This window comes from Nonomuraea sp. NPDC049625 (genome assembly GCF_040675285.1).
GTDB classification, from domain to species: domain Bacteria; phylum Actinomycetota; class Actinomycetes; order Streptosporangiales; family Streptosporangiaceae; genus Nonomuraea; species Nonomuraea angiospora_A.
Genome location: NZ_JBFAOQ010000001.1, coordinates 183,500 through 204,797, shown reverse-complemented (window position 1 = coordinate 204,797; position 21,298 = coordinate 183,500). Strand labels below are relative to the sequence as shown.

Annotated in this window: 22 protein-coding genes and 1 tRNA gene; 13 read left to right on the top strand and 10 right to left on the bottom strand. The window is 65.5% G+C overall.

From position 1 onward, the window contains the following. Positions 1–130: 130 nt before the first annotated feature. Complete coding sequence (locus AB0J87_RS01080) at positions 131–1,171, bottom strand: WD40 repeat domain-containing protein (RefSeq protein WP_363962116.1); 1,041 nt, start codon at positions 1,169–1,171, stop codon at positions 131–133. A 649-nt stretch (positions 1,172–1,820) separates the two neighbouring features. Between AB0J87_RS01080 and AB0J87_RS01075 the strand changes: the two genes are divergently transcribed. Then, entirely contained in the window at positions 1,821–2,324 is a 504-nt protein-coding gene (locus AB0J87_RS01075) for a DUF4265 domain-containing protein (protein WP_363962115.1), read from the top strand. Positions 2,325–2,988: 664 nt separating this feature from the next. On the opposite strand, the gene AB0J87_RS01070 is transcribed toward AB0J87_RS01075, so the two are convergent. Both AB0J87_RS01070 and AB0J87_RS01065 read right to left on the bottom strand, forming a co-directional pair. Further along, positions 2,989–3,384, bottom strand: coding sequence for a hypothetical protein (locus tag AB0J87_RS01070; protein WP_363962114.1), 396 nt, complete (start codon positions 3,382–3,384; stop codon positions 2,989–2,991). A gap of 206 nt (positions 3,385–3,590) precedes the next feature. Next, positions 3,591–4,748: a hypothetical protein gene (locus AB0J87_RS01065; protein WP_363962113.1), complete on the bottom strand. Its 1,158-nt coding sequence runs from the start codon at positions 4,746–4,748 to the stop codon at positions 3,591–3,593. A 207-nt stretch (positions 4,749–4,955) separates the two neighbouring features. Here AB0J87_RS01065 and AB0J87_RS01060 point away from each other — a divergent pair, with 207 nt between their 5' ends. The 4 genes from AB0J87_RS01060 to AB0J87_RS01045 all read left to right on the top strand — a co-directional run bounded on the left by AB0J87_RS01060 (position 4,956) and on the right by AB0J87_RS01045 (position 8,511). Further along, positions 4,956–5,312, top strand: coding sequence for a hypothetical protein (locus tag AB0J87_RS01060; RefSeq protein WP_363962112.1), 357 nt, complete (start codon positions 4,956–4,958; stop codon positions 5,310–5,312). Continuing rightward, on the top strand, positions 5,309–5,641 hold the full coding sequence (locus AB0J87_RS01055; protein ID WP_363962111.1) for a hypothetical protein: 333 nt from the start codon (positions 5,309–5,311) through the stop codon (positions 5,639–5,641). Before AB0J87_RS01060 ends, AB0J87_RS01055 begins: the two co-directional genes overlap by 4 nt. A 306-nt stretch (positions 5,642–5,947) precedes the next feature. Then, positions 5,948–8,023, top strand: coding sequence for a GNAT family N-acetyltransferase (locus AB0J87_RS01050; protein ID WP_363962110.1), 2,076 nt, complete (start codon positions 5,948–5,950; stop codon positions 8,021–8,023). 119 nt (positions 8,024–8,142) lie between these two features. Then, positions 8,143–8,511 carry a hypothetical protein gene (locus AB0J87_RS01045; RefSeq protein WP_363962109.1) on the top strand — a complete coding sequence of 123 codons (369 nt, stop codon included), beginning with the start codon at positions 8,143–8,145 and terminating at the stop codon, positions 8,509–8,511. Between the two features lie 296 nt (positions 8,512–8,807). Here AB0J87_RS01045 and AB0J87_RS01040 read toward each other — a convergent pair whose 3' ends face one another. Together AB0J87_RS01040 and AB0J87_RS01035 are read right to left on the bottom strand one after the other, a co-directional pair. Beyond that, complete coding sequence (locus AB0J87_RS01040) at positions 8,808–9,455, bottom strand: 2'-5' RNA ligase family protein (RefSeq protein WP_363962108.1); 648 nt, start codon at positions 9,453–9,455, stop codon at positions 8,808–8,810. 9 nt (positions 9,456–9,464) lie between these two features. Continuing rightward, positions 9,465–10,250 (bottom strand): GntR family transcriptional regulator, encoded by a 786-nt coding sequence (locus AB0J87_RS01035; protein WP_363962107.1) that lies wholly within the window; start codon positions 10,248–10,250, stop codon positions 9,465–9,467. Between the two features lie 151 nt (positions 10,251–10,401). Here AB0J87_RS01035 and AB0J87_RS01030 point away from each other — a divergent pair, with 151 nt between their 5' ends. The 8 genes from AB0J87_RS01030 (at position 10,402) to AB0J87_RS00995 (ending at position 17,152) form a co-directional block, all read left to right on the top strand. Beyond that, a complete protein-coding gene (locus AB0J87_RS01030; RefSeq protein WP_363962106.1) occupies positions 10,402–10,731 on the top strand; it encodes a hypothetical protein in 330 nt (109 codons plus the stop codon). Positions 10,732–10,828: 97 nt separating this feature from the next. Further along, positions 10,829–12,196, top strand: a complete 1,368-nt coding sequence (locus tag AB0J87_RS01025) for an FtsK/SpoIIIE domain-containing protein (RefSeq protein ID WP_363962105.1) — start codon at positions 10,829–10,831, stop codon at positions 12,194–12,196. An 86-nt stretch (positions 12,197–12,282) separates the two neighbouring features. Beyond that, the gene (locus AB0J87_RS01020) at positions 12,283–12,942 is read left to right on the top strand and encodes a DUF2637 domain-containing protein (protein ID WP_363962104.1); all 660 of its coding nucleotides are present in this window, start codon (positions 12,283–12,285) and stop codon (positions 12,940–12,942) included. After that, the gene (locus AB0J87_RS01015) at positions 12,939–13,352 is read left to right on the top strand and encodes a hypothetical protein (RefSeq protein WP_363962103.1); all 414 of its coding nucleotides are present in this window, start codon (positions 12,939–12,941) and stop codon (positions 13,350–13,352) included. The genes AB0J87_RS01020 and AB0J87_RS01015 overlap by 4 nt, the downstream gene beginning before the upstream one ends. A gap of 379 nt (positions 13,353–13,731) precedes the next feature. Further along, on the top strand, positions 13,732–15,108 hold the full coding sequence (locus AB0J87_RS01010) for a replication initiator (protein WP_363962102.1): 1,377 nt from the start codon (positions 13,732–13,734) through the stop codon (positions 15,106–15,108). Continuing rightward, positions 15,098–15,280, top strand: a complete 183-nt coding sequence (locus AB0J87_RS01005; protein ID WP_363962101.1) for a helix-turn-helix domain-containing protein — start codon at positions 15,098–15,100, stop codon at positions 15,278–15,280. The genes AB0J87_RS01010 and AB0J87_RS01005 overlap by 11 nt, the downstream gene beginning before the upstream one ends. Further along, the gene (locus tag AB0J87_RS01000) at positions 15,280–16,503 is read left to right on the top strand and encodes a site-specific integrase (RefSeq protein WP_363962100.1); all 1,224 of its coding nucleotides are present in this window, start codon (positions 15,280–15,282) and stop codon (positions 16,501–16,503) included. Before AB0J87_RS01005 ends, AB0J87_RS01000 begins: the two co-directional genes overlap by 1 nt. Before the next feature lie 250 nt (positions 16,504–16,753). Further along, complete coding sequence (locus AB0J87_RS00995) at positions 16,754–17,152, top strand: hypothetical protein (RefSeq protein WP_363962099.1); 399 nt, start codon at positions 16,754–16,756, stop codon at positions 17,150–17,152. 216 nt (positions 17,153–17,368) lie between these two features. Here the strand turns inward: AB0J87_RS00995 and AB0J87_RS00990 are convergent. From AB0J87_RS00990 to AB0J87_RS00970, 5 genes are all read right to left on the bottom strand, one after another. Continuing rightward, a tRNA-Thr gene (locus AB0J87_RS00990) sits at positions 17,369–17,441 on the bottom strand. Between the two features lie 20 nt (positions 17,442–17,461). Beyond that, positions 17,462–18,424 (bottom strand): 23S rRNA (guanosine(2251)-2'-O)-methyltransferase RlmB, encoded by a 963-nt coding sequence (gene rlmB, locus AB0J87_RS00985; RefSeq protein ID WP_363962098.1) that lies wholly within the window; start codon positions 18,422–18,424, stop codon positions 17,462–17,464. Between the two features lie 31 nt (positions 18,425–18,455). Continuing rightward, entirely contained in the window at positions 18,456–19,136 is a 681-nt protein-coding gene (locus AB0J87_RS00980; protein ID WP_363962097.1) for a winged helix-turn-helix transcriptional regulator, read from the bottom strand. A 4-nt stretch (positions 19,137–19,140) separates the two neighbouring features. After that, positions 19,141–19,833 (bottom strand): alpha/beta hydrolase, encoded by a 693-nt coding sequence (locus AB0J87_RS00975; RefSeq protein ID WP_363962096.1) that lies wholly within the window; start codon positions 19,831–19,833, stop codon positions 19,141–19,143. Beyond that, positions 19,830–20,975 (bottom strand): LLM class flavin-dependent oxidoreductase, encoded by a 1,146-nt coding sequence (locus tag AB0J87_RS00970; RefSeq protein WP_363962095.1) that lies wholly within the window; start codon positions 20,973–20,975, stop codon positions 19,830–19,832. The genes AB0J87_RS00975 and AB0J87_RS00970 overlap by 4 nt, the downstream gene beginning before the upstream one ends. Positions 20,976–21,298: the final 323 nt, after the last annotated feature.

Genomic DNA, 21,298 nt, shown 5'->3' with positions numbered 1-21,298 from the left:
TCCGCGTAAGGGTACGGAGCTCGAGTCCGGCCTTCTGGCCGTTGGCGATCGTAGAGGCGGAGGCACGCTTTTCTCGAGACCCGAGGTAACCCCCGGCGTGTCCGGACGGATGTGACCTGACCTGCCTGTCTCACCCGTTGGAAGGCTCCGTTGCAGGCCCCAGCCCCCAGACCCGCACGGTACCGTCGTCGCTGCCAGCGGAAAGCGCGATCGTTTCGCCGTGCAGTTGACCGACCGCGACCGAACGAACTTCGGCGGTGTGGCCGGTGAGCGGGTCGCCCAGCTGCTTGCCCGTTGCCAGGTCCCACACTCGCAGCGTGCCGTCCTTGCTTCCGGACACCGCGATCGTCTTGCCGTGCAGTTGACCGACCGCGACCGAACGTACATCGGCGGTGTGGCCGGTGAGCGGATCGCCCAGCTGCTTGCCCGCTGCCAGGTCCCACACCCGTAGCGTGCCGTCCTTACTTCCCGACACCGCGATCGTCTTGCCGTCGAGCTGCCCGGTCGCTACCGAGAAGACGTAGTCGGTGTGGCCGGTGAGCTCGTTCCCGAGCTGTTTGCCGGTGGTCAAGTCCCATACCCGCACGGTGCGGTCATTGCCGCCGGAGACCGCGATCATCCGGCCGCCGAGTTGTCCGAGCGCCACCGCGTAGACGGCCCTTCGGTGGCCGACGAGCATGGTGTCCGGCAGCCGTCCCGCCCCCAGGTGCCACACCCCCACCCGGCCGGCCTGATCTCCGGCGACCGCGATCGGCTTGCCGTTCACCTGCCCCAGGGCGATCGATGACCCCACGCCGACGAAGTCGCCGATTTCCTCGCCGGAGGCCAGATCCCACATCCGTATGGGGTCGCCGCCGCCACCACTGGCGACGAACTGCCGACCGTTCATCGACCCGACCGCCAAGGCATCGATGAAGGCGTCGCTGCGGCCGTCGTCGAAGGCCGTACCGATTCTCTTGCCAGCGGACAGATCCCACACCTGCGCCTGGTCACCGTGCGCGACGATGGCGACCGTGCGGCCGTTGGACTCCGTCACGGCCACGGCCCCAGCCCATCTGGGGTCGCCGACGATCGGCTCGCCTATGAGCCGGAACGAAGGAGCCGCGTCCGGCACAGAGGCAGCCACGAACAACCCCGCCGCGACCGTCACGATCATCGCCACCGCGGCCATGACCCAGCGTCGTGGGCGTCTAGGCTGACTCCCTGCCGCTGCGTGCGGTCTCGGTGGCGGCGCCACGTCGCCGGGAGACAAGGAACGGTGATCAGTCACCAGACCTCCAGCGGATACTCGGCCTGGCGGACGAGACGGGTAACAAACCCTAGATCACCATTAGTGCGAGCGAAAGAGCAGGCCAGGAACAACGCAAGATCGGCGCCTGCTCCTTCCGGCCACAAGTCGGCTCTGGCAACGGACACGCTTCATCTTTGTGCGGGATGCGCATACTTGATCTTGTATCGGTGAACCGTACGCCGACAGCCGGAAACCCCTGTTATCCGGTGGCAAGCGGACCCGGAGCGCAGGGCCGCCACGGCCCGAGCACCGGAAGCCGCGCGGCAGTCGATCGCCCCAGCCGGTTCGGAGAGTACCGAAGTGAGCGATCGTCACCTCGTCAATTGGTGACTTCTGACGCCTGAGGGGCGCGCTGGGCGGTGCGTGCCCGGACCGGCCGAAGAGCCGCAGCCGGGCACGCAGACCGGCCAGCGCGCCCGGCGGACCGCGCAGCGGTCCGCCCTTGAAGACGTAGAGAAAAGTCTCATCCGGCCACCTGCCCTTCTGATGATCTTGATGGGAAGTCGACAGACTGCACGATCATGTGGGCATGGTCTTTGCTGCCCCTCCCGAACGCCTCCCGACAGGACCGGACCTGATTAAGGTGTGGTTCCGGTTCGTACCGCGGGAAGGTTGGCTTCCCTACGACACCGAAGGCCTCTGGGCCACGCGTTTGAGAGGGGGCACCGCGCGTGTGGCGAACGCCCCCTTCCTGCAGGACGGGGTCGCCGAGGGCGACGTGGTGCGCTTCATCACCGATGGCGAAGGCCTTCACTTGGCTTGTGAGCGGGTGGAAGTGTCGGGCAACTGCACGGTCCGGGTCCTGCCGGTGCCTGGTGGACCGTTGGGGCGCAGCGCGCAGGCTGTGCATGAGCGGTTGGCCCCGTTCGGGCTGGGTGGGGAATCCTTCAGTTCGGAGCTTCCCCTGGTCGCCTTCACCGTGCCCGCTGACGCAGACCTTGGGCGGATCAAGGCGCTGCTGACGCGTGGCCAAAGGGATGGCTGGTGGCACTTTGAGGAGTCCTGCGTCACCGACGCGTGGCGAAGCGCCTAACGGTCGGTTTGCTCCTGAGCGCTGTCGAACGGGTCCACGTTCCACGCCGCAGGCAGGTTGCTCCCGCAGAAGACGCAGACAAAGTAGTCCTCTCGCACGATGTTGCGCTCCCGACAGGCGAGGCAGCGCCGGAAAACCACCTCGGTCGTGAAGCCGGACGGACGCCTCAGGCCGGCGTCCCGGTCCACGTCGTCGCGGCTCGCCTAGGGCACGCCGACCCGGCGATCACCCTGCGGGTCTACGCCCACGTCATCCACGAGCAGGCGGCGTCCGCGGCCGACGTCTTCGCCAAGGCCGTCAACGGCTGAAGACGGGAGCCACCGTGTTAGCAAGCCCGTTAGCAAGATCTCAACATTCTCCTGACAAACCAGGAAGCCCCTGACGGCGAATCGCCTGTTCAGGGGCTTCCTGTTGCAGAGCCGACGAGGGGAATCGAACCCCTGACCTTCTGTTTACAAGGGCAGGGCAGATATCCCGTCAACGCGCGGCCGTCCTGCTCAAGTGGTGGTCGTGAAGAGTCGGCATGCGACCGGGTGAGACGGCGTTGCTGTACGCGCTGCTGTACAGCAGAGGGGAAGCGTCCCCAGCAGCAAATCCGCCCTTACTATCGCAGGACGATCGAGACTCCAGGAACAGCAACATGGGCAGTTGCCTCCGTAGTGAGTCAGCCGCTGGCCATCCGCAGGTCGCCACCGAAGCTCTCTGCTACTACAGTCCCCGAGTCGAACGCGAACTCCGCTCCCACACGCTCGGTGCCGTCCACCCCGCCGCCGAACCGCTCGACAACGCGTACGAGCCGTTCGCCGATGTGCCGTACGAAGGGAACGTCATCCGGAGCGGAGATCACATCGACGCGGCTGCCAAGCTCTTCCATCACGTAGCTCTGCCCTGGTTCGCATGGCTCGATCCGAAACGACCAATCGGCGGCGACTTCGACGCCAATAGTCACTGACTCCAACCGCAGCCACACATCGATGACTTCAGGGGCATCGGTTCCACGCACGAACTGGGCGACTATCACTTCGATCAGACGCTTGTGCGCCAGACCCGCAAGATCCATGGCATCCGCTACTTTGCTCTAGTCACAGCCCCGGGCAATCTTGGCCACGGTACTCACACCCCGCATGATGCCCGACAACCGGTGGCAAGGACCGACGCAGTCGGTCCGCGGCAGCCGATCGCCCCAGCCCGAGAAGGCGGGTACCGAAGTCAGCGATCGTCACGGCCGGGCAAGGCACATGTCCTTGCTCAACGGCAAAGCCACGTTCAGGCGCTGAGCTGTGGCCGCTCCGCCTTCGACGACCGACCGTACAACTCCCGATAGGCCTCGCGTAGTTCGACGGCTTCGACCAAGCCGTGCTCCTCGACGCCCGCGATCACCTCCTTGGCTCGCCAGTAGTTCGAGGGCACGAGCAACCCGCTCATGACCGCCTGGAGGGTGATGTGGCCGGCCTCTCCCGGCTCGTCCGTAGCCAGCAAAGCCAGGGCCAGATCGAGACGAGCGGAGGCGGCTCTACGGGGACGCGGCCCGCCGTCGTCAGTGGACTCCAGCCGTGCGAGTACCTGCCGTGCATAGCCCACCGCCGCGGGATCGCCCAGCCACGAGAGCGTCGTCGCGGTGTAGGCCTCGCTCTTGGCGGGGTCGTACCTGAAGTGGTGCTCCGGCCGATCCGGCATGGGCATGGGAGAGACCATCTGGTGAATCCGGTTGAGCGCGGCCCTGGTCTCGGTTCCCTTCCCCATCCGTGCCCACGCCCGGCCTTCCTGCCCGGTCGCCTGGATGTAGGCCGAACTCCTGCGGGGGGAGACGTCTTGCGCTCCCTGGGAGAGGACCATCGCGTGCTGGTATTCGCCCTCGGTGAGGGCCTGCCACGCCTCTGTTTCCAGGCACCACCCCTTGATCTCGGGGTGCTCAGCGTGGTCGGCCAACTGGCCAGCGGTCCGCAGGCGAGCTGCGGCGGCGGGATACTGTCGCAAGTCGATGTGGCAGGTTGCGGCGAGCAGTGACAACCAGCCACCGGCCACGAGCAGACGTCGATGCTCCGTGAGCGTCTTCCTGCCGTCGAGAAGCCGGACAACATACTCCAGGTGTCGTTTCACGCGCCCAAGTAGCTGTGCTGGGGGTGTGCGAGGGTAGGCCGACGCCAGGTCGTCCACGGCGAGTTCCAGCCGCTCCAGAGTTTCCTGGCCGACGTCGCTGGCCCCTGCTCGGCGGGCGAGCTCAATCGCATCGATCTCGTCGCCGAGGTACATCTCATGGTCAACATCGCCGAAGAGGGCGTGCTCGCTCAGCCCGTACAGTCGGCAGTACAGCTCGGCGTACTCGTCGTCCGGCCGGTGCTTGCCGCACTCATGGTCCCGGATTCTGCGGATCACGCTCTCGGGCTCGGGCAGAACCCTGTCGGCGACCCTGGACAACTGCACCGCGAGATCCCGTTGAGACCATCCTCGCCTGGTCCGCTCGGTACGTAGCCGACCAGCCCAGGCCGGAACCTTGCTCATCGCGCACACCTCCGGGGGATGGGCGGACACAGGCGGATGGCCGGGTGCGCCTCCAGTGTCCTCTCCCGCAGTCGTACCACGGGTGACTGAGATGGAACCGTGCAACGGGATACAAACAACCGCGACGCGATGACCGACGCTGAGCTGCGAGCGATCACCCAGGCTGCCGGCCCGAACGTCCGCCAGGTCATCTCCGATGCCGCGCTCGTACTGGATCTGCGCGGACGTCAACTCTCGGTGCTCCGCAACACTTATCCGGGCTGGGACATCGACTATGAGAGCGATGGGTCCGGACGGATGTGGTGGACGGCTGAGCTGCGCCGGATGCCCACCTTGGACATGGCAACCGCAGGCGTGATGCGGAGCGTCCGGCAGGAGGATGCCATCGCGCTCGCATCCACGCTGGCCTGGCAATCAGCTCTCTTGCACACCACGCGGCCCGGCATTAGGGCACCGCATACCCCACCCACCGGCGACGGCGCATGACCACCGGACCTGATCGCTGCAACGACTGCGGCCAGGACGTGTTCGGGGTCTACCTGTTCGATCACGGACGCCTCAAAATCGACCTCGACCTCAAGCCAGTCGTCGGAGGCGATTACACATACTGGAACCCCACCTACGGGACCGGCCAGCACTGGCGTGCCACCTACCGACCCGCCAAGGTATCCCCGCCACTGAACATGTCCGACCAGGACGCCAAGCAGTGGGATGGAGAGAAGGCCGCGAACGAACGTTCGTGGTTCGTGCGACATGTGTGCGGGCTGACGGCTGCACAGATCGTCCAGGAGCGGCACCGCAGGAAGAGCGCATAGTTCGCGCTCCCGTCTGGCGCCGCAGAAAGCGGAGGGCAGCAAGACGAGCGTGACGTCATGAGCAGGCGCAGCAACTTGAGTCCCGCGCTCTCTCCAGGACGGCCTCATGATCTCGCGGTTTGGATGCAACGTCGTTTCATCGCCGCGCAGCGCTTGGATACATGACGTGAAATGCCGAACATAGATTCGACCCTTAGCATTCGGCATCCTTTAAGGATGACCGAAAAGGCATGTTGATCGAATCGATACAAGAGGTCGCGGGCTCAAGAGATGACAGAGGGAGGAAGTCGTTGAACAATCGCCTTCGTGAAGGATCGCGAGAAGGCAAGCAACGCAGCACTCCCGCACATCTTCCGCGTAGCGGACAGTGATCTTGGAGCGCTCCAGCAGGTCATTCAGCTTGCGGATAAAGCACGCAAAACACTCGGCTTCCTTCCTCCGGCAGCCTTTCGTCAGGCTGCAGAACGCAGGACGCTTCTCGCGGTTAAAATGGGCGACACAATAGCCGGTTACGCCCTTTATACGCTTCCACGACAAATAGTGCGCCTTACTCATCTGTGTATTGCACAGGAGTATAGAGGCACAGGATTGGCTCGACGACTCGTCGATACAATCACCGAGTATCACAAGGACAGGTTCGGCATTACGTTGCGATGCCGGACCGACTATAAAGAGAACGATCTCTGGCCGCAGCTAGGTTTTGTCGAACGTGGGCAAATGCCGGGGCGAAGCAAGGCCGGCCACCCACTATCAATCTGGTGGAAAGATCACGGCCACCCGGACCTATTCTCCGCATCGGATTCACTCGCCATACTCAAAGTCGCTATCGATCTAAATGTTTTTATTGACATTGAAGATGGAGACAGCCGAACGGCGGCAAAGGAGTCACTTGCGCTCAACGCGGACTGGCTAGCCGACCAAATAGAACTAACGGTAACTCCAGAACTGGCACGAGAGGTCGCACGGCTTCCGGAATGCACCAACAAGCGAGAGCAGACCAAGGCACTCGGAAAGTATTGGCAACTTACAGCCGACCAAACGACCTCGAACGCCATGCATCAAAGGCTTATAGATCATGCGCGCACAAGCCTTGAACTAGATCTTTCGACCAATGAATCAGACCGCTCTGACGTTCGACATATATCTGATGCATACGCCGCCGGCATCACGGTCTTCGCTACAAGAGACGAAAGATTGCTGCAGTGGTCAAGGACGGCATTGGACATCTGCGGTGTCCGCGTAATGCGCCCTGCAGACGTTATCCTTTATATCGACGAACTTGCGCGGGCCCAAGCCTATATGCCGTCCCAGCTCCTCGATACCGAATATCGCCTGGAACCCATTCGCTCAGTGGAGAAGGAGCATCTCCTAGCTTTCCTCAACACGTCCGACGGCGAACGGAAGCCAGATTATCTTAGATTGATCAGGGAGCTATCTGCCGAAGGCAGGAGGTGGGAGCGCATGATCTTGCGCAATCCAAATGGCACGGAAACTGCGCTGATCATCTTTGGCGTAGACGACTACAGCCTTCGCGTACCGCTAATGAGAGTAAGCAATAACCGCATATCGGAGACGATCACACGACAGCTGATTCAGCTTGCTCGCACCCATGCTAGAAGCTTGAGCAAAGAGATAGTGTGCATCACCGATAATCATATGCCAGCGTCGACTCATGCCATTCTACGCAGCGAAGGCTTCGTCCATCATCAAGGAAGCTGGCTTGCCTTTGTAATAGATGCATGTGCCAATGCGGAGACGATTGAGGAGCACACCGCACGTGCGGCCGAACACGTGAACCTGCGCCTACCAACGTTGACAACGAACCTATCTCCCATTATCGCGGCAGACCTCGAACGATCGCTTTGGCCCGCGAAGATAATCGACTCCGCGCTGCCGACATTTATGGTGCCTATTCGCCCGTATTGGTCGTCCGAGCTATTCGGTTTCCCGCATATGCTAACGCCGCGCTCCAACGCTCTGGGCATAAGTCGCGAGCATGTCTACTACAGAAGCCCCACCCGAAGAGGCGAGCATACACCTGCCCGCCTGCTCTGGTACGTAAGCGGTGACAGGTCGGGAGGTCCGTCCAGTGCAATAGGCTGCTCACGTCTCGAAGAAGTGGCCATTGATAGCCCACAGATTCTGCATGGCCGATTCCAGCACCTCGGCGTCTGGAGTAGACAACAGGTGATGAACGCCGCCAAAGGAGGGAAAGCACTCGCTCTTCGGTTCGCCGATACAGAACTCTTTCGTCGTCACGTTCCGCTAAAGCGGTTGCGACAGATTGCTGATACTTTCGGCCAGCCCCTTCCGCTAAGATCAGTATCGAAGATCTCTTCGGATCTGTTCGCGGCCATATACGAGGAGGGGCAAGTCCGGTGACTACCGAGGAACGGGCTCTCTTGCTGTCGATACGTCCTAGATACTCCGAAGCGATCATGGCAGGTGATAAGTCGGCAGAGCTACGTCGTCAGCGACCCGACGTAGCCCCAGGCTCATCCATGATCATCTACACGACAGCTCCTGTAGCAGCTTTGACCGGAACCGCCAAGATCCTTGGCATCTCAGAAGGTTCCCCCGATGAGATCTGGGAGCGCCATGGCAGTGAGCTAGGACTCTCCAGAGAAGAGTTCGACGTCTATCTCACCGGAGCTGCTACTGCATACGCGCTCATGTTGAGCGATCCCCGGCGTCTTTCAGAACCCCTGCCCTTGCGTGAGCTGCGAGAAAAGGCTTCTTTCCATCCACCTCAGAGTTTTCGCTACATGACGCGAACTATGATCGATCGGTTGGCTGGAGGCAATCATCCAGATTACGGACTTCTGGAAGACTTGCTTTCGGCTGGAGTCCAGCAGCCTTTGCCCTCCTAACGCGGCTCCAGCAGTCGTCGGCTCAGGGCTGGAGTGTCTGCTCCTGCGACAGACTGCGGACCTTGCCGTTCTGGTGTCGATGGGTAGCGCTGGCACGAGGACTTTGGGGAGCTTCTACGCGATTCCGCCTGCGTTCGATGGTGCGGCGGGGCGGCCGGGCGGGACCGGCCCGGAGAGGCCGCACGCCCGCCCGGACCGCCCGGCCGCCCGCCGCCCAACGGGCGGCGGCTTGAACCCGTATAGAAGGTTGTAACCACGTCCGATCTTGTCGCTGCCGTCCATTCTCTTGACCTGCGCTAACGGGTGCCAAGAGGCACTGTGGCGTAGGTGTTCCAGCGGTAGACCCGCTCGGGGTCCAGTACCCGGTTCTGCACGATCAGGGCCACCTGATCCACGTTGACGTTTGCCGCGTCGGCATCGACCGCGTTCAAACCGTCCATATAGGGCTTGGCTGGTCCTGGTGTGTTGAAGTAGGTCAGGCTCACGTGTGGGCGGAATCCCTTGGCCTGCTCAGCTGCTGTTGGCGCGTTTCCAGCGACTTCCGCGATGCCGGTCCTGATCTCGTCCCAGATCTGGTGCAACGGCCCTACAGGGGTAGGAGCCAGCACTACGGCCTCGCCGATGACGACAGGCTGATGGAAAGTCAGCTCTATGGGGGCGAGTTGCCCCAGGCGTACGCCGACTGCCTTGATGACCTGGTCAAGCAGTTCTTCGGACACCTCGTCGACGAACCCCACTGACTGCACGGTGAGGTGCAGCCACTGGGCCGGGATCGGGTTGTGCCCGCGGATCGTGGAGAGGGCGGTTTGGTAGCGCTCCGCGAGCTGGTGCAGTTGCGGTGCGTGCTCAAAGGTCAGATGCCAGGTGTAGACCAGGCGGCCGGGCCACCAGCCTTGTCGTGGCCACCAGTGTGAGCGGACCTCGTCCACGTTCTCGATGGTCATCGGTGTGCCTCAGATCTGGGAGGGGGTGTCGGGGACGTTCGGCTCTTGGTCGATCAGGTACTCATCGATGATGGTTACCCGGTCTGCCGGCCAGATCGACTCCGACACCTCCAGCACTGCGTCATCCTCGGCTCGGGCGGTGTGGATGACGTGCATGACCTGGCCACCCTGCGGAAGAGCCAGAGTCATGGCCTCCTCCGGTGTGGCGCTGCGCGCGATCCACTGGTCGCGGGCGTGGTGGTAGCGCTTGCCACTCAGGTCCTCGACGCAGAGGAAGAGTGCTTTAGGGACGACGTCACGCTTTTCCAGGAAGGTCCCGCGGGCGATGTCGGTCGGGATGTAGCTGGCGCCGATCTCCTCGGGCGTGTTGCTCTCCTTGTCGTAGAGCACGCGGCGGCGGGTGATGACCTCGGTGCCCTCGTCGATGCCCATGGCGGCGGCAATACGTGCCGGCGCCTGTTCTGGACCGGCGAAGACGATGTCGTGCCGCAGATGCGCCGTGAGGAGTTTCTGGTCGCCGCGTGCACGGCCGTAGCGATGGCGGGAGCGCCGTTCGAGCCGGTGGTCCTGCCGTACGAAGGTGCCGATGCCGTGCTTGGATTCGGCGATGCCTTGGGCTCGTAGAACGCCGATGGCCTGTCGGATGGTCGGCAGACTGACTCTGAATCGTTCGGCCAGGGCTGTTTCCGCGGGGAGTCGCTCCCCCGGTTGGTAGCGGCCCTCGTTGATGTCTCGCCGCAGTTCCTCCGCGATGCGCTGGTATTTCGGGGCGAATCCGCCCAAACCTGCTGTCACTGTTTCCGCCTCGTGGTGATCGAACAGTAAAAACTGTCCTCGCCACGAAGTCTACTCCTCATTAGGAGTTGACGACAGGAGGTCTGCGTGGCCATCATCAATCCTACAGTCCTCATTAGGAGTTGAGGACCTTAGGTCTGGGAGAACCATCATGCGTAACATCCCCGTCGACATCACCAGCCTGGCGTTCACGGTCGCGGGCGAGCCCGAGCCCAAGATCGTGGACCGCGCCACCGGCGAGGTGAAGCGAGACGCGGAAGGGCGGGAGCTCTACACCATCCCGCTCCTGCCCAAGCCGAACGACGACCGGCGCAACCCGGTGATCGTGGTGACGTTCCCGAGTGAGACGTTCCCGCAGATCCCCGAGGGCGTGCAGGTCCGGCCGGTCGGCCTGGCCGCGTTCTTCTGGTCGATGAACGGCCGCTCCGGACTCGGTTTTCGCGCCGAGACCATCACGCTGGCCACACCGAAGGCGGCCTAGCCGCATACATAGCACCCCTGGAGCGGGCGCATCGCCTGGCAGCTAACCGCCCGCTCCGGGGCCTTCCTTCCGATGGTTCGAAAGGACAGTCCCGATTATGTCCGACTGGCTCATCCCGCTGGCCATCACCGTGGCCTCGGTCTGCACGGTCCTGCTGGTGTGGCGCACGCTGCATCCGGTCTCACTCTGGCTGTGCCTGGGCTACCCGCTCAAGGCCGCGCATGTCTACCTCACCTGGGGCAACGTCGCCCTGGGCTGCACGCTCACCCGTAAGCTGCGCCGCTGGCGCTACACCCTCGACGGCCTGCCGGTCGTCGGTCACGCCACGATCTCCCTGTCGCAGAAGCGGAAGATCCGCCGCGTCCAGATCGACAAACCGCCCCGCCTGGGCCTCATCCGCCCACACCGGCTCGGCTTCCGCGTCAACGTCAAGCTGATGGACGGGCAGACGCCCGAGGACTACGCCGCCCGCCTATCGAACCTCGCGCACGCCTGGCGCGTGCACTCGGTCCGGCTCGTCGCATCCCGGCCGGGCCGCGTCACGCTGCTGGCTACCCGAGGCGACCCACTTTCGGAGGTCCGCGCCCCGGTCCTATCCGAAGGTCTGCTGAGGGTAAGGGTTGGCCTGCTGGAGACCGGCGCGCCATGGGTGGTCGACTTCCGCACCGTTCCACACTGGCTCAACACCGGAGCCACCCAATCCGGCAAGTCCACCTTGCTCAACGCGCTCATCACCGGCCTGTCAGCGCAACCCGTCGCCCTGGTGGGCTTCGACCTCAAAGGCGGGGTGGAGCTGACCGCCTACGAGCCGCGCCTGTCCGCCATCGCCACCGAACGAGCCGAATGCGTCGGCCTACTCGACGACCTGATCTGCCTGGTCAAAACCCGAATGGCACTGTGCCGCAACAACAAGGCACGCAACATCTGGAAACTGCCAGAGGACCTACGGCCGACACCAGTCGTCGTCCTGGTGGACGAGGTCGCCGAACTGTTCCTGATGGCCCACAAAGGCGAGAAAGACGAGATCGCCTCCACCGCCACCGCCCTGCTGCGACTTGCCCAGCTCGGCCGGGCCTTCGGCGTCTACCTGTTCATCTGCGGCCAACGCGTCGGCTCCGACCTCGGCCCCGGCGTCACCGCCCTGCGGTCACAGCTCTCCGGCCGGGTCTGCCACCGAGTCAACGACCCGGAGACCGCCACCATGACCCTCGGCGACACCGACCCCGCCGCGCTCGACGCAGCCCGCCAGATCCCGGCAAACATGCCCGGCACCGCCGTTGTCGTCGCCGATGACGGCCGCTGGTACCGCGCCCGCTCCGTCTACGTCAGCGAAGAAGTAGCCGAGGCCGCTGCCCACACGCACGCCGACCTCGCGCCCACGTGGGCCGACCTGCTCACCGCCACCGATCTGACCGTCACCGACGCGGAGTTGGAGGCGCTGGCCCGCGAGGGCGAGCCCACCTGACCCACACCCTGTACGGCCCGGCCGCGAGCCCATCGCGCCAGGTCCCTATCCCGCCCATGCCCGAAACCCGAAAGGAGGCGCCCGATATGGACCGCATCCGATCGCGTCTGCTCGACACCGGCCCCGTGGTCGTCCTGGCCGCCATCGCCGCTGTCGGCTCGTTCACCCACATCAGCGACCTGGCCGCCCGGCACGGGCAACACGGCTGGCAAGCGTGGGCGGTCGCCGTGTGCATCGACCTGATGTGCGTGATGGCCGCCCGCGAACTCCAACGCGACAAACGCACCGGCCGCCACCGACACGGCGTCATCTCGTGGCCCGCGCTCGTGCTCACCGGCGGCATCGTGCTCACCTTGGCGGCCAACCTCGCCACCGCGCACCCGAGCGTGTGGGGCTGGATCACCGCCGCCACCCCAGCCGTGGCGTTCCTGGTCGCGGTCTCCATGCTCGAACGCCGCGCCTCACACCGCACCCGGGCACCCGCCGAACAACCGGTGACCGAAGACACCAGCACACCCGTCGAGCAGGTCACCACCGACACACCCGCGTTCGACGCCGCCACGCCACGACCGACCGGACCCGTCACGTCGCCGGCACTCGTGGCCTACGCCCGCCGCCTGGCCGACGACCACCACACCACCCACCAAAAGCCCATCACCAGCGAGCAACTACGCACCCGCATGGGCATCACGGCCGACCTGGCCACCGACCTGCTCACCCAGATCCGAAAGGAACCCATCTCATGACCCACCCCACCTCGTTCGAACTGGCCGAGGCCGCCCGCGCCTGGGCACGCGGCTCCTACGCCATGGAAGCCGCCGTCGAACTGCTCATCCAGCACGGCATATGGCTCCACCGCGCCGACTTCCACCGCTACGCCATCGACTACGTCCCCGCCGCCCGCACCCGCCCCTCGTACGCGGTCATCGACTGGCAGGCCGCCCACACCGCCCTGTCCGCCGGCCGACTGCCCTGCTGCGGCAGCGAGGCCGCCATCCTGCGCATCGCCCTCTCGCTCGCCGACAGCCTGCCGGTCGAGCTCCGCCCCACCATCACCGGCCTGGACCGCACCAACCTCCGGCGCGTCCTGGCCGCCATCGCGCACGCCAACGGCGACCGCGACGCCTGGATCACCACGCAAGGAGACCCGACATGAACCAGCCCTACTGCCGCCGCTACCTCGGCTCCGGCGCCATCAGAGGCACCCGATGACCACCGAGATCCACGCCTACGCCTGCGCCACCTGCAACGGCACCGGCCTCTATGACGACGACACCTGCCGCGACTGCTCCGGCACTGGCATCGACAACCACAACTGAACGCAAAACGACGCCACCACGGGGCGGCTCAAGCCTGGCAGCCACGCCGCCCCCGTGGGGCGTCACCCTCCGCACTCAACGAAGGAACTCCAGTATGCGCCACCGGCCATGCCCGGAATGCGGCGGATACGGCTCCGTCCGCGTCCGCTCCGTCCGCACCAACCAACTGATCACCATCAACTGCCCGTGCTGCGAAGGCACCGGAGAGGAGGCACCATGACCGAGGCCATCGAGCTACCCGCACCCATCAGCGCCCTCATCGGCCCGGTCATCCGCGACCTCGCCCGGCGCTCCAGCTACGACGTGACCCGCTGGCTGCACCAGGTAGAGCGGCTACGCGGCTGCCGCGAGCCCATCCGCCTCACCGGCGAGTCGGACACCATCGACAGCTTCACGGGCGAACTGCTGCGGCACTACACCACCGCCCACGAGCCCCACGGCCAACTCCTCGTCCGCTGCGGCAACCGCCGCCAAGCCCGCTGCCCGGCCTGCGCCGAGACCTACAGGCGCGACACCTTTCACCTCATCCGCGCGGGCTTGCTCGGCGGCGACAAAGGAGTCCCGGCCACCGTCCGCACCCACCCGCGAGTGCTGGCCACCTTCACCGCACCCACCTTCGGCCCCGTCCACCGAGGCCCATCCAAGGACGGCACAGCACCCATCTGCCACCCACGCAGGAGCGGCCCGGACTGCTTCACCCGCCACCAGCAAGGAGACCCGGCCATCGGCCAACCACTCGACCCGGACACCTACGACTACGTCGGCCACATCCTGTGGAACGCCCACGCCGGAGACCTGTGGCGGCGCTTCACCATCTACCTCCGCCGGCACCTGGCCGCAGCCGCCGGCCTGACCCGCAAGACCTTCGACAAGACCGTACGGATCTCCTTCGCCAAGGTCGCCGAGTACCAGGCCCGCGGTGTCGTCCATTTCCACGCCGTCATCCGGCTGGACACCCGCACCGAGGACAACACACCCGTCCCGCCACCGCCCTGGGCCACCGTCGAACTGCTCGACGACGCCATCCTTTCGGCCGCCCGCGCCGTGCACCTGCCCTCACCCGACCTCGGGCAGCCCACCCGCGAACTCCTCTGGGGCGACCAGATCGACGTCAAACACATCGCCACCACCGACTCCAGCAACGACGACATGACCGAAGAGAAGGTCGCGGGCTACATCGCCAAGTACGCCACCAAGGCCGCCGAGACCTCAGGCACCCTCGACCGGCCCCTGACCAGCGCCACCATCCGCCAGCTCCACCGCCTCGACATCGGCAACCACCCGGCACGCCTCATCCGCACAGCCTGGACGCTCGGCAACCCGACCGCTCACCCGGGCCTTGCCCACCTAAGGCTCCGCGACTGGGCTCACATGCTCGGCTTCCGAGGTCACTTCTCCACCAAGAGCCGCGCCTACTCCACCACCCTCGGCGACCTACGCCAGGCCCGCATCGACTGGACCCGCGCCCGCCTGCCGTACGACCCGGAAACCACCTTCGTCCTCGGCCACTGGCAGTACGCCGGACAGGGCTTCACACCCGGCGAGCACGCTCTCGCCGCCTCGCTCACACAGGAGGCCACGCATGACCGCTGAACTGCTCACCGTGCCCGAGGCCATGGCCGTGCTCAAAATCAGCCGATGGACCCTCTACAACCTGATCCGCTCAGGCGAGATCACGTCCATCCTCGTCGGCGCTCGCTGCCGCCGGATCCCCTCGTCCGCCCTGGACGCCTACGTGACCCGCCTATGTGAGGAGGCCGCCTAATGAGTAAGCGATCGAATGGAGAAGGCTCGATCTTCCCGTACAAGGACGGCTGGGCGGGCTACGTCTGGGTCACCACACCCGAGGGCAAGCGCACCCGCAAGTGGGCCTACGGCAAGACCCGCGAGGAGACCCACGAGAAGTGGCTCAAGCTCCACGAGCAAGCCAGCAAGGGACCGGTGGCCACCAAGCACGAGACGTTGGCGGCCTTCCTCAACCGCTGGCTCGCCGAAGTCGTCGAGCCCAACCGGGAACCCACCACGTACGTCGCCTACGAGCCGCTCATCCGGCTCTACATCATCCCCCGCCTGGGTAAGAAGCGCCTCGACAAGCTCACCGTCCGAGACGTACAAGCCTGGCTGAACACCCTGCCCACCCTCTGCACCTGCTGCGACCAGACGAAGGACCACAAGCGACCAGAACGCAAGCGCCGGTGCTGCGCCATCGGGAAGTGCTGTAGGAGCTTCCCTGCCCGGTACACGATCATGGGTATCCGCCGCACTCTTCGAGCGGCCCTCGGCCATGCCATTCGCGAGGAACTGATCTCCAAGAACGTGGCCGCCCTGACCACAATGCCCAGTGCCAGCAAGACCAAGAAAAAGCGGCAACAGGTCGTCTGGAGTGTGGACGAGGCTCGCCGCTTCCTGGAGCACGTCCAGAATGATCCACTCTACGCGGCCTACGTGCTCATCCTCGTTCTCGGCCTGCGTCGTGGCGAGGTGCTCGGGCTGGCCTGGGACTGCGTGGATCTCGACGGTGGTGAGCTCCACATCACTCGCCAACTCACAAGGGTCGGGGGCCAGCTCCTGCACCGCGACAGAACCAAGACGGACGTCTCCTCCGACTCGCTTCCGCTCTTGGGGCTGTGCATCTCAGCGCTCAAGCAGCGACGAGGGCTGCAAAACCAGGCCCGCGAAGAGGCTGACGCCAGGTGGAAGGAGTCGGACCTGGTGTTCACCACTAGGTACGGCACGCCCGTCGAACCGCGGAACCTCAATCGTGCCTTCGACTCGCACTGCCAGAACGCCGGTGTCCCGCGTATCCGCGTCCACGACACCCGGCACACCTGTGCCTCGCTCCTGGCTGCCCTCGACGTTCACCCGCGTGTGGCGATGCGCATCCTCCGCCACTCTCAAATCTCAGTGACCATGAACGTCTACACCCAGATCCCTAGCACCGAGACCCGCAAGGCCCTCGACAAGCTCAACCAGAGCCTCGACGGCTGAAATCGCTGAAAGAGCAGGGCCTCTCATGAACCGTGAGGGGTCCTGCTTCATGTCCGCTCAGTGGCGCGGTGACCGAATCGCAGCGGATCAATTACAGATATATGCACCCCTATGTGCATTTTCCTACTATTTGCCGGGAAACAAGTCCGGACCTGCACAGTTGGGCGACCCTTTTGCTCTTGACAGAACTGGAGATAGAACTTCTCTCGAGGCCAATACTCCCGAAGGATCAAGAACGGAGGCTCTCCAGATGGTTGTCCAGTGCCCGAAGTGCGGCCACAAGATCTACCAGCGGCGCCCGGCTAGGCGGCGTCCCATCGACCCGAGCGCGCTTGTCGAGCGTCCTCCTCTCCTCGAAGAAGGTGACTGGCTTACCACCGAGCAGGTTGCGGCAGAGCTGTCCATTAAGCCCGCCAGTCTGGCGAGCATGATCTCTCGCAAGAGGTTCCCGAAAGCAGACCTCAAGTGGAGGAGGCGCAATTACTGGAAGCCCTCCACCGTGAAGCGCTGGCAGGATGAGGAGTTTCAGCGGATCGTCTTCATGCCGGCCGACGGCTGGCCTCAGGAGGAGCCTTCGGAGACGCCTCCGCGGGGAGAAGGAGGAAGGTTCATCAAGATCGAGGCAGTTGAGATCATCATCCGTCCTTAAAGACCAGTCAGAGAAGATCCCTGGCCACCGATAGCGCAGTCGATGTGCCGCACTGACGACACGGAGAGGTACAGGTCGGGTAGCTGACGCGCGCCTGATGCTTGATCAGTTGAAGCAGGGCCCGCCAGCTGTGGCGAGAGACCGTTGCTGTATCCCACTGCTGTACAAGATCAAAAAGGCCCCTTCCGCGTCCCGGAAGGGGCCTTTGAGCTGCAGAGCCGACGAGGGGAATCGAACCCCTGACCTTCTGTTTACAAGACAGATGCTCTGCCGATTGAGCTACGTCGGCGCGGCCTACCAGTGTAGACGCTAGAGGCGCCTGTGACGAGCGACTTCGTACAGCGCCACTCCGGCCGCCACTCCCGCGTTGAGCGACTCTGCGGCCGCCTGCATCGGGATCCGGGTCACCACGTCGCACTGCTCCCGGACCAGCCGCGAAAGGCCCTTGCCCTCCGAGCCCACGACCACCACCAGCGGCTCGGCGAGCAGGTCGACGTCGCCGATGTCGGTCTCGCCGGCGCCGTCGAGGCCGATGACGAACAGGCCCGCTTCGCGGTACTCCCGCAGCGCTGCCGTCAAGTTGGCCGCGCGGGCCACGCGCATGGTGGCGAGGGTGCCCGCGGAGGTCTTCCAGGCCCCGCCCGTGACCCCGGCCGAGCGGCGGGAGGGGATGAGGAGGCCGTGGGCGCCGAAGGCGGTGGCCGAGCGGGCGATGGCGCCGAGGTTGCGCGGGTCGGTGACCGAGTCGAGGGCCACGATCAACGGGACCTCGGCGGCGTCGTGCGCGAGCTCCACGAGGTCGGACGGGTGCGCGTAGTCGTACGCCGGGATCTGGAGCGCGATGCCCTGGTGGACGACGCCCTCCGACAGGCGGTCGAGCTTGTCGCGGGAGACTTCGAGCAGGGCGATCCCGCGCTCGGCCGCGATCCTGATGGAGTCGCGTACGCGATCGTCGTTGTCGATGCGCTGAGCGACGTAGAGGGCGTTGGACGGGACGCCCGCCTGCAGGGCCTCGAGTACGGGGTTGCGACCGCCGATGTACTCGGGCGCGTCCTCGGAGCGCCGCTGCCGCGCCGGAGCGGGACGTCGGGTGCCGCCGCGATCCTCGCGGGCGATGCGCTCTGTACGGGCCTTGTCCTTGTACCAATGCCGCATTTCGGCAGGCGGGGTCGCGCCCTTGCCCTCGAGCGACCGGCGGCCCTGCCCTCCGGCGCCTTTGGACGGGCCCTTTTTCTTCGCGGGCCTGCCCGAAGCCCTACCGCCTGCTGCCATGCCAATAAGGGTACTCGGGCCGCCGGGCGCCTTATCCCACGCCGGGAACGGCGCGTTCCTCCGGGGCCGGGATGCGGAAGATTCCGTACAGAGCACCCAGCGCCGCCGGGTCGCCGGACGCCTCCGCGCGACGCTCCTTGACCGCCTCCGCGAACGTCGTACGCCCGGCCGCCATGTCCACCAGCACCTCGTCGTCGGTCTCGATGACGGCGTCCGGACGCTGCGCCGGACCGTGCTGGGTGTCGATCGTCCCGTCCTGGACCAGGGCATGGAAGACCTCGTCCCCCACCCGGAACTCGTACATCGCCCGCACGCCCCGCGCCGCCTCCGCGTCGAAGCAGGCCCTCAGCCCCAGAACCGCCCATCCGCCGTGGAACGCCTCGCCCTCCCGGCGTTCGCCCATGGCCCACTTCATGCCCCAGCGCGCCAGGGCCAGCACGGCGGGCGCGAGTTCGGCGCCGGCCTCCGTGAGCGTGTACGCGGGGGTACGGGCGGGCGCCGGGAGTGTGACCTTCCGCACCAGTCCTTCACGTTCGAGATGCTTCAGGCGCGCGGCCAGCAGGCCCGTGCCGAGCCCGCGGAGGCTGTTCTGGAAGTCGGAGAAGCGCTTGGGGCCGGTCAGCAGGTCACGCACGATGAGCAGCGTCCAGCGCTCCCCTACGAGGTCGAGCGTCCGCGCTGTGGCGCAGAACTGGTTGTACGTCCGATCCACTTCATCAGCTTAATCTCGGGCTTCCCCTTTTCGAACCCTCGACTACGTCGACGAGTAGCTGGGTGAGTAGTTCTGGATGTACGAGCATCACGTCGTGCGGGCCCTCGATCGCGAGCGTCCGGTAGCCGACCGACTTGGCGAACTGCTCGAATGGAAAGGTCTGGGGCTGGCAGAAGATGCCCGTCCCGGGGATCCGGTCGACGGCCCCGCTGAGGCGCGTCGTGTCCGTGAATGTACGCAGCGGGTGCGGGCGCAGCCTCTCTCGGAGCCAGGCAGCGTCGGCGGGGTCGGTGATGCCGAAGAGCTCCGGCGCGGGGGCGGGGATCAGCCCGCCGTCAGCGGAGGCGCGGATGGCCTGTACGAAGGTGCCGGGGGCGAGGGTGAACATGCCGGCGCCGTTCGGGCCTGCCCAGCCGTCCACGAGCACGACATGGTGTACACGTTCCGGCCGGAGGTCGGCCGCCTGGCGCACCACCAGGCCCGCATAGCTGTGTCCGACGAGCACCGTACGGTCGTCCTCGGGTGCGGTGTCCAGGGCGGTGAGCACCTGTTCGACGTGGTCGTGCAGGCCGGTGTCAGGGGTGTGGGGCAGGTCCGGGGTGATCGTGCGGGCGCCGGATCGTTCCAGGAGAGGTACGACGCGGTCCCAGGCCCAAGGCCCGTGCCAGGCGCCCGGCACCAGGACGAACGTGGTCATCTCTCCCCCGTCCTGGGCATCACCTGCGCGGCGAACTCCTCCATGGCCGCCCGGTGATCGTCCACGGCCAGCCTGATCACCACATGCCGGGCACCTGCCTCGATGTAACCGTTCAGCCAGTTCGCGGCCTCTTCTGGGGTGCCGGCGAACATGGCCTGGATGCTCTCGACGAACTCGAGCGGCGCGTTGTAGTAGCGCTCGATGCTGGTGCGGAGGCGGTGACGGGCGCGTTCGGGGTCCTCGTCCAGGCAGATGGTGGCGTACAGGGCCGGGGTGAAGGGGTGGGCCGCCGAGGCTCTGGGGGATCCGTGCTCGCGCATGCCGTCCGTGGGCGGCACTTCGGGGGTGCCGGCTGTCGACGAGGCCCCGGAGGCTGCCCACGAGACTTCAGGGGTACTGCCTGTTGATGGGGCTGCCGACGAGGCTTCGGGGGTGCCGGCTGTTGATGAGGCTGCCGACGAGGCGTCGGGGGCACCGGCTGTTGATGCGGCCTGGAGCGTGCCGACCGACGTCAGCGCGTTCAGGTCTTCCGCGTAGACCTTCTGCGTCGGCGGGTACGGCAGCCAGCCGTCGGCCAGGCAGGCTGCGCGCCGCAGTGCCCGTTCACCGCTGCCCGGCAGCCATATCGGCGGCCCACCGGCCTGTACGGGTTTGGGGTCGAGCGTCACATCGTGGAACGTGAAATGCCCGCCCTGGTGAGAGATCGTTTCGCCGGCCCAAAGGCGTCGCATGATGTCGATCGACTCCTCCATGCGGCTGATCCGGCGCTTGAAGCCGACTCCGAGCGCCTCGAACTGGGCCTCGGTGTTCGGGTGGGCGAATCCTCCGCCCATGCCGACGATCAGCCGTCCGTCCGCGATGCCGTCGAGTGTCGCCAGTTGGTGGGCAAGGAGGAGCGGGTGGCGGAGGGCGGGGAGCAGTACGGCGGTGCCGAGCGTGATCTGGTTCGTGGTGGCGGCGACTGCGGCAAGCATCATCAGCGCGTCGGCTCTGGGGCGCGTCACCGGGCTGTCGCCCGCCCACACCGAGTCGAACCCTAATTCCTCGGCCAGCCTCGCCTGCTCGATGAGCGCGAAGAGGTTGTGGTTGCCGAGCACTGTCCAGTCACGTGTCGGGAGTAAGTAGCCGATTTTCGGTCTCATGGGATCGTCTCCGGGTCGCGGGTGGGAGTCGCCGGTGGGGGTCGCCGGTGGGGGTCGCCGGTGGGGGTCGTGGTCGTCAGATGGTGGTCATTGGGATCTGGTCGGTGGTCGAGGTGCTTGAAATCGCAGGGGATCACGGGGGGGGGCAGGCGCCCGGACGAGGGCGGCGGAGATCGCGCTGACCCTGCCATGGGGGATGGCCGCAGAGCCGGTTGTTGGGGACCGGATGCCGGAGATGTCGGCGGTTTGGCCGCACTGCCCCGAATCCGCGCACGCGACCGGCGGGATGTTCTGGCTTGTGCGTCTAAGGGCGTGCGTGCGGA

Excerpts from the sequence above, each read along its gene's own strand:
- AB0J87_RS01030 (WP_363962106.1), top strand. The coding sequence starts at position 10,402 with ATGCGTAACATCCCCGTCGACATCACCAGCCTGGCGTTCACGGTCGCG.
- AB0J87_RS01040 (WP_363962108.1), bottom strand. The coding sequence starts at position 9,455 with ATGACCATCGAGAACGTGGACGAGGTCCGCTCACACTGGTGGCCACGA.
- AB0J87_RS01005 (WP_363962101.1), top strand. The coding sequence starts at position 15,098 with ATGACCGCTGAACTGCTCACCGTGCCCGAGGCCATGGCCGTGCTCAAA.
- AB0J87_RS01010 (WP_363962102.1), top strand. The coding sequence starts at position 13,732 with ATGACCGAGGCCATCGAGCTACCCGCACCCATCAGCGCCCTCATCGGC.
- AB0J87_RS00970 (WP_363962095.1), bottom strand. The coding sequence starts at position 20,975 with ATGAGACCGAAAATCGGCTACTTACTCCCGACACGTGACTGGACAGTG.
- AB0J87_RS01020 (WP_363962104.1), top strand. The coding sequence starts at position 12,283 with ATGGACCGCATCCGATCGCGTCTGCTCGACACCGGCCCCGTGGTCGTC.
- AB0J87_RS01025 (WP_363962105.1), top strand. The coding sequence starts at position 10,829 with ATGTCCGACTGGCTCATCCCGCTGGCCATCACCGTGGCCTCGGTCTGC.
- AB0J87_RS01080 (WP_363962116.1), bottom strand. The coding sequence starts at position 1,171 with ATGGCCGCGGTGGCGATGATCGTGACGGTCGCGGCGGGGTTGTTCGTG.
- AB0J87_RS01015 (WP_363962103.1), top strand. The coding sequence starts at position 12,939 with ATGACCCACCCCACCTCGTTCGAACTGGCCGAGGCCGCCCGCGCCTGG.
- AB0J87_RS00975 (WP_363962096.1), bottom strand. The coding sequence starts at position 19,833 with ATGACCACGTTCGTCCTGGTGCCGGGCGCCTGGCACGGGCCTTGGGCC.
- AB0J87_RS01000 (WP_363962100.1), top strand. The coding sequence starts at position 15,280 with ATGAGTAAGCGATCGAATGGAGAAGGCTCGATCTTCCCGTACAAGGAC.
- AB0J87_RS01055 (WP_363962111.1), top strand. The coding sequence starts at position 5,309 with ATGACCACCGGACCTGATCGCTGCAACGACTGCGGCCAGGACGTGTTC.
- rlmB (WP_363962098.1), bottom strand. The coding sequence starts at position 18,424 with ATGGCAGCAGGCGGTAGGGCTTCGGGCAGGCCCGCGAAGAAAAAGGGC.
- AB0J87_RS01060 (WP_363962112.1), top strand. The coding sequence starts at position 4,956 with ATGACCGACGCTGAGCTGCGAGCGATCACCCAGGCTGCCGGCCCGAAC.
- AB0J87_RS01075 (WP_363962115.1), top strand. The coding sequence starts at position 1,821 with ATGGTCTTTGCTGCCCCTCCCGAACGCCTCCCGACAGGACCGGACCTG.
- AB0J87_RS01045 (WP_363962109.1), top strand. The coding sequence starts at position 8,143 with ATGATCATCTACACGACAGCTCCTGTAGCAGCTTTGACCGGAACCGCC.
- AB0J87_RS01070 (WP_363962114.1), bottom strand. The coding sequence starts at position 3,384 with ATGGATCTTGCGGGTCTGGCGCACAAGCGTCTGATCGAAGTGATAGTC.
- AB0J87_RS00995 (WP_363962099.1), top strand. The coding sequence starts at position 16,754 with ATGGTTGTCCAGTGCCCGAAGTGCGGCCACAAGATCTACCAGCGGCGC.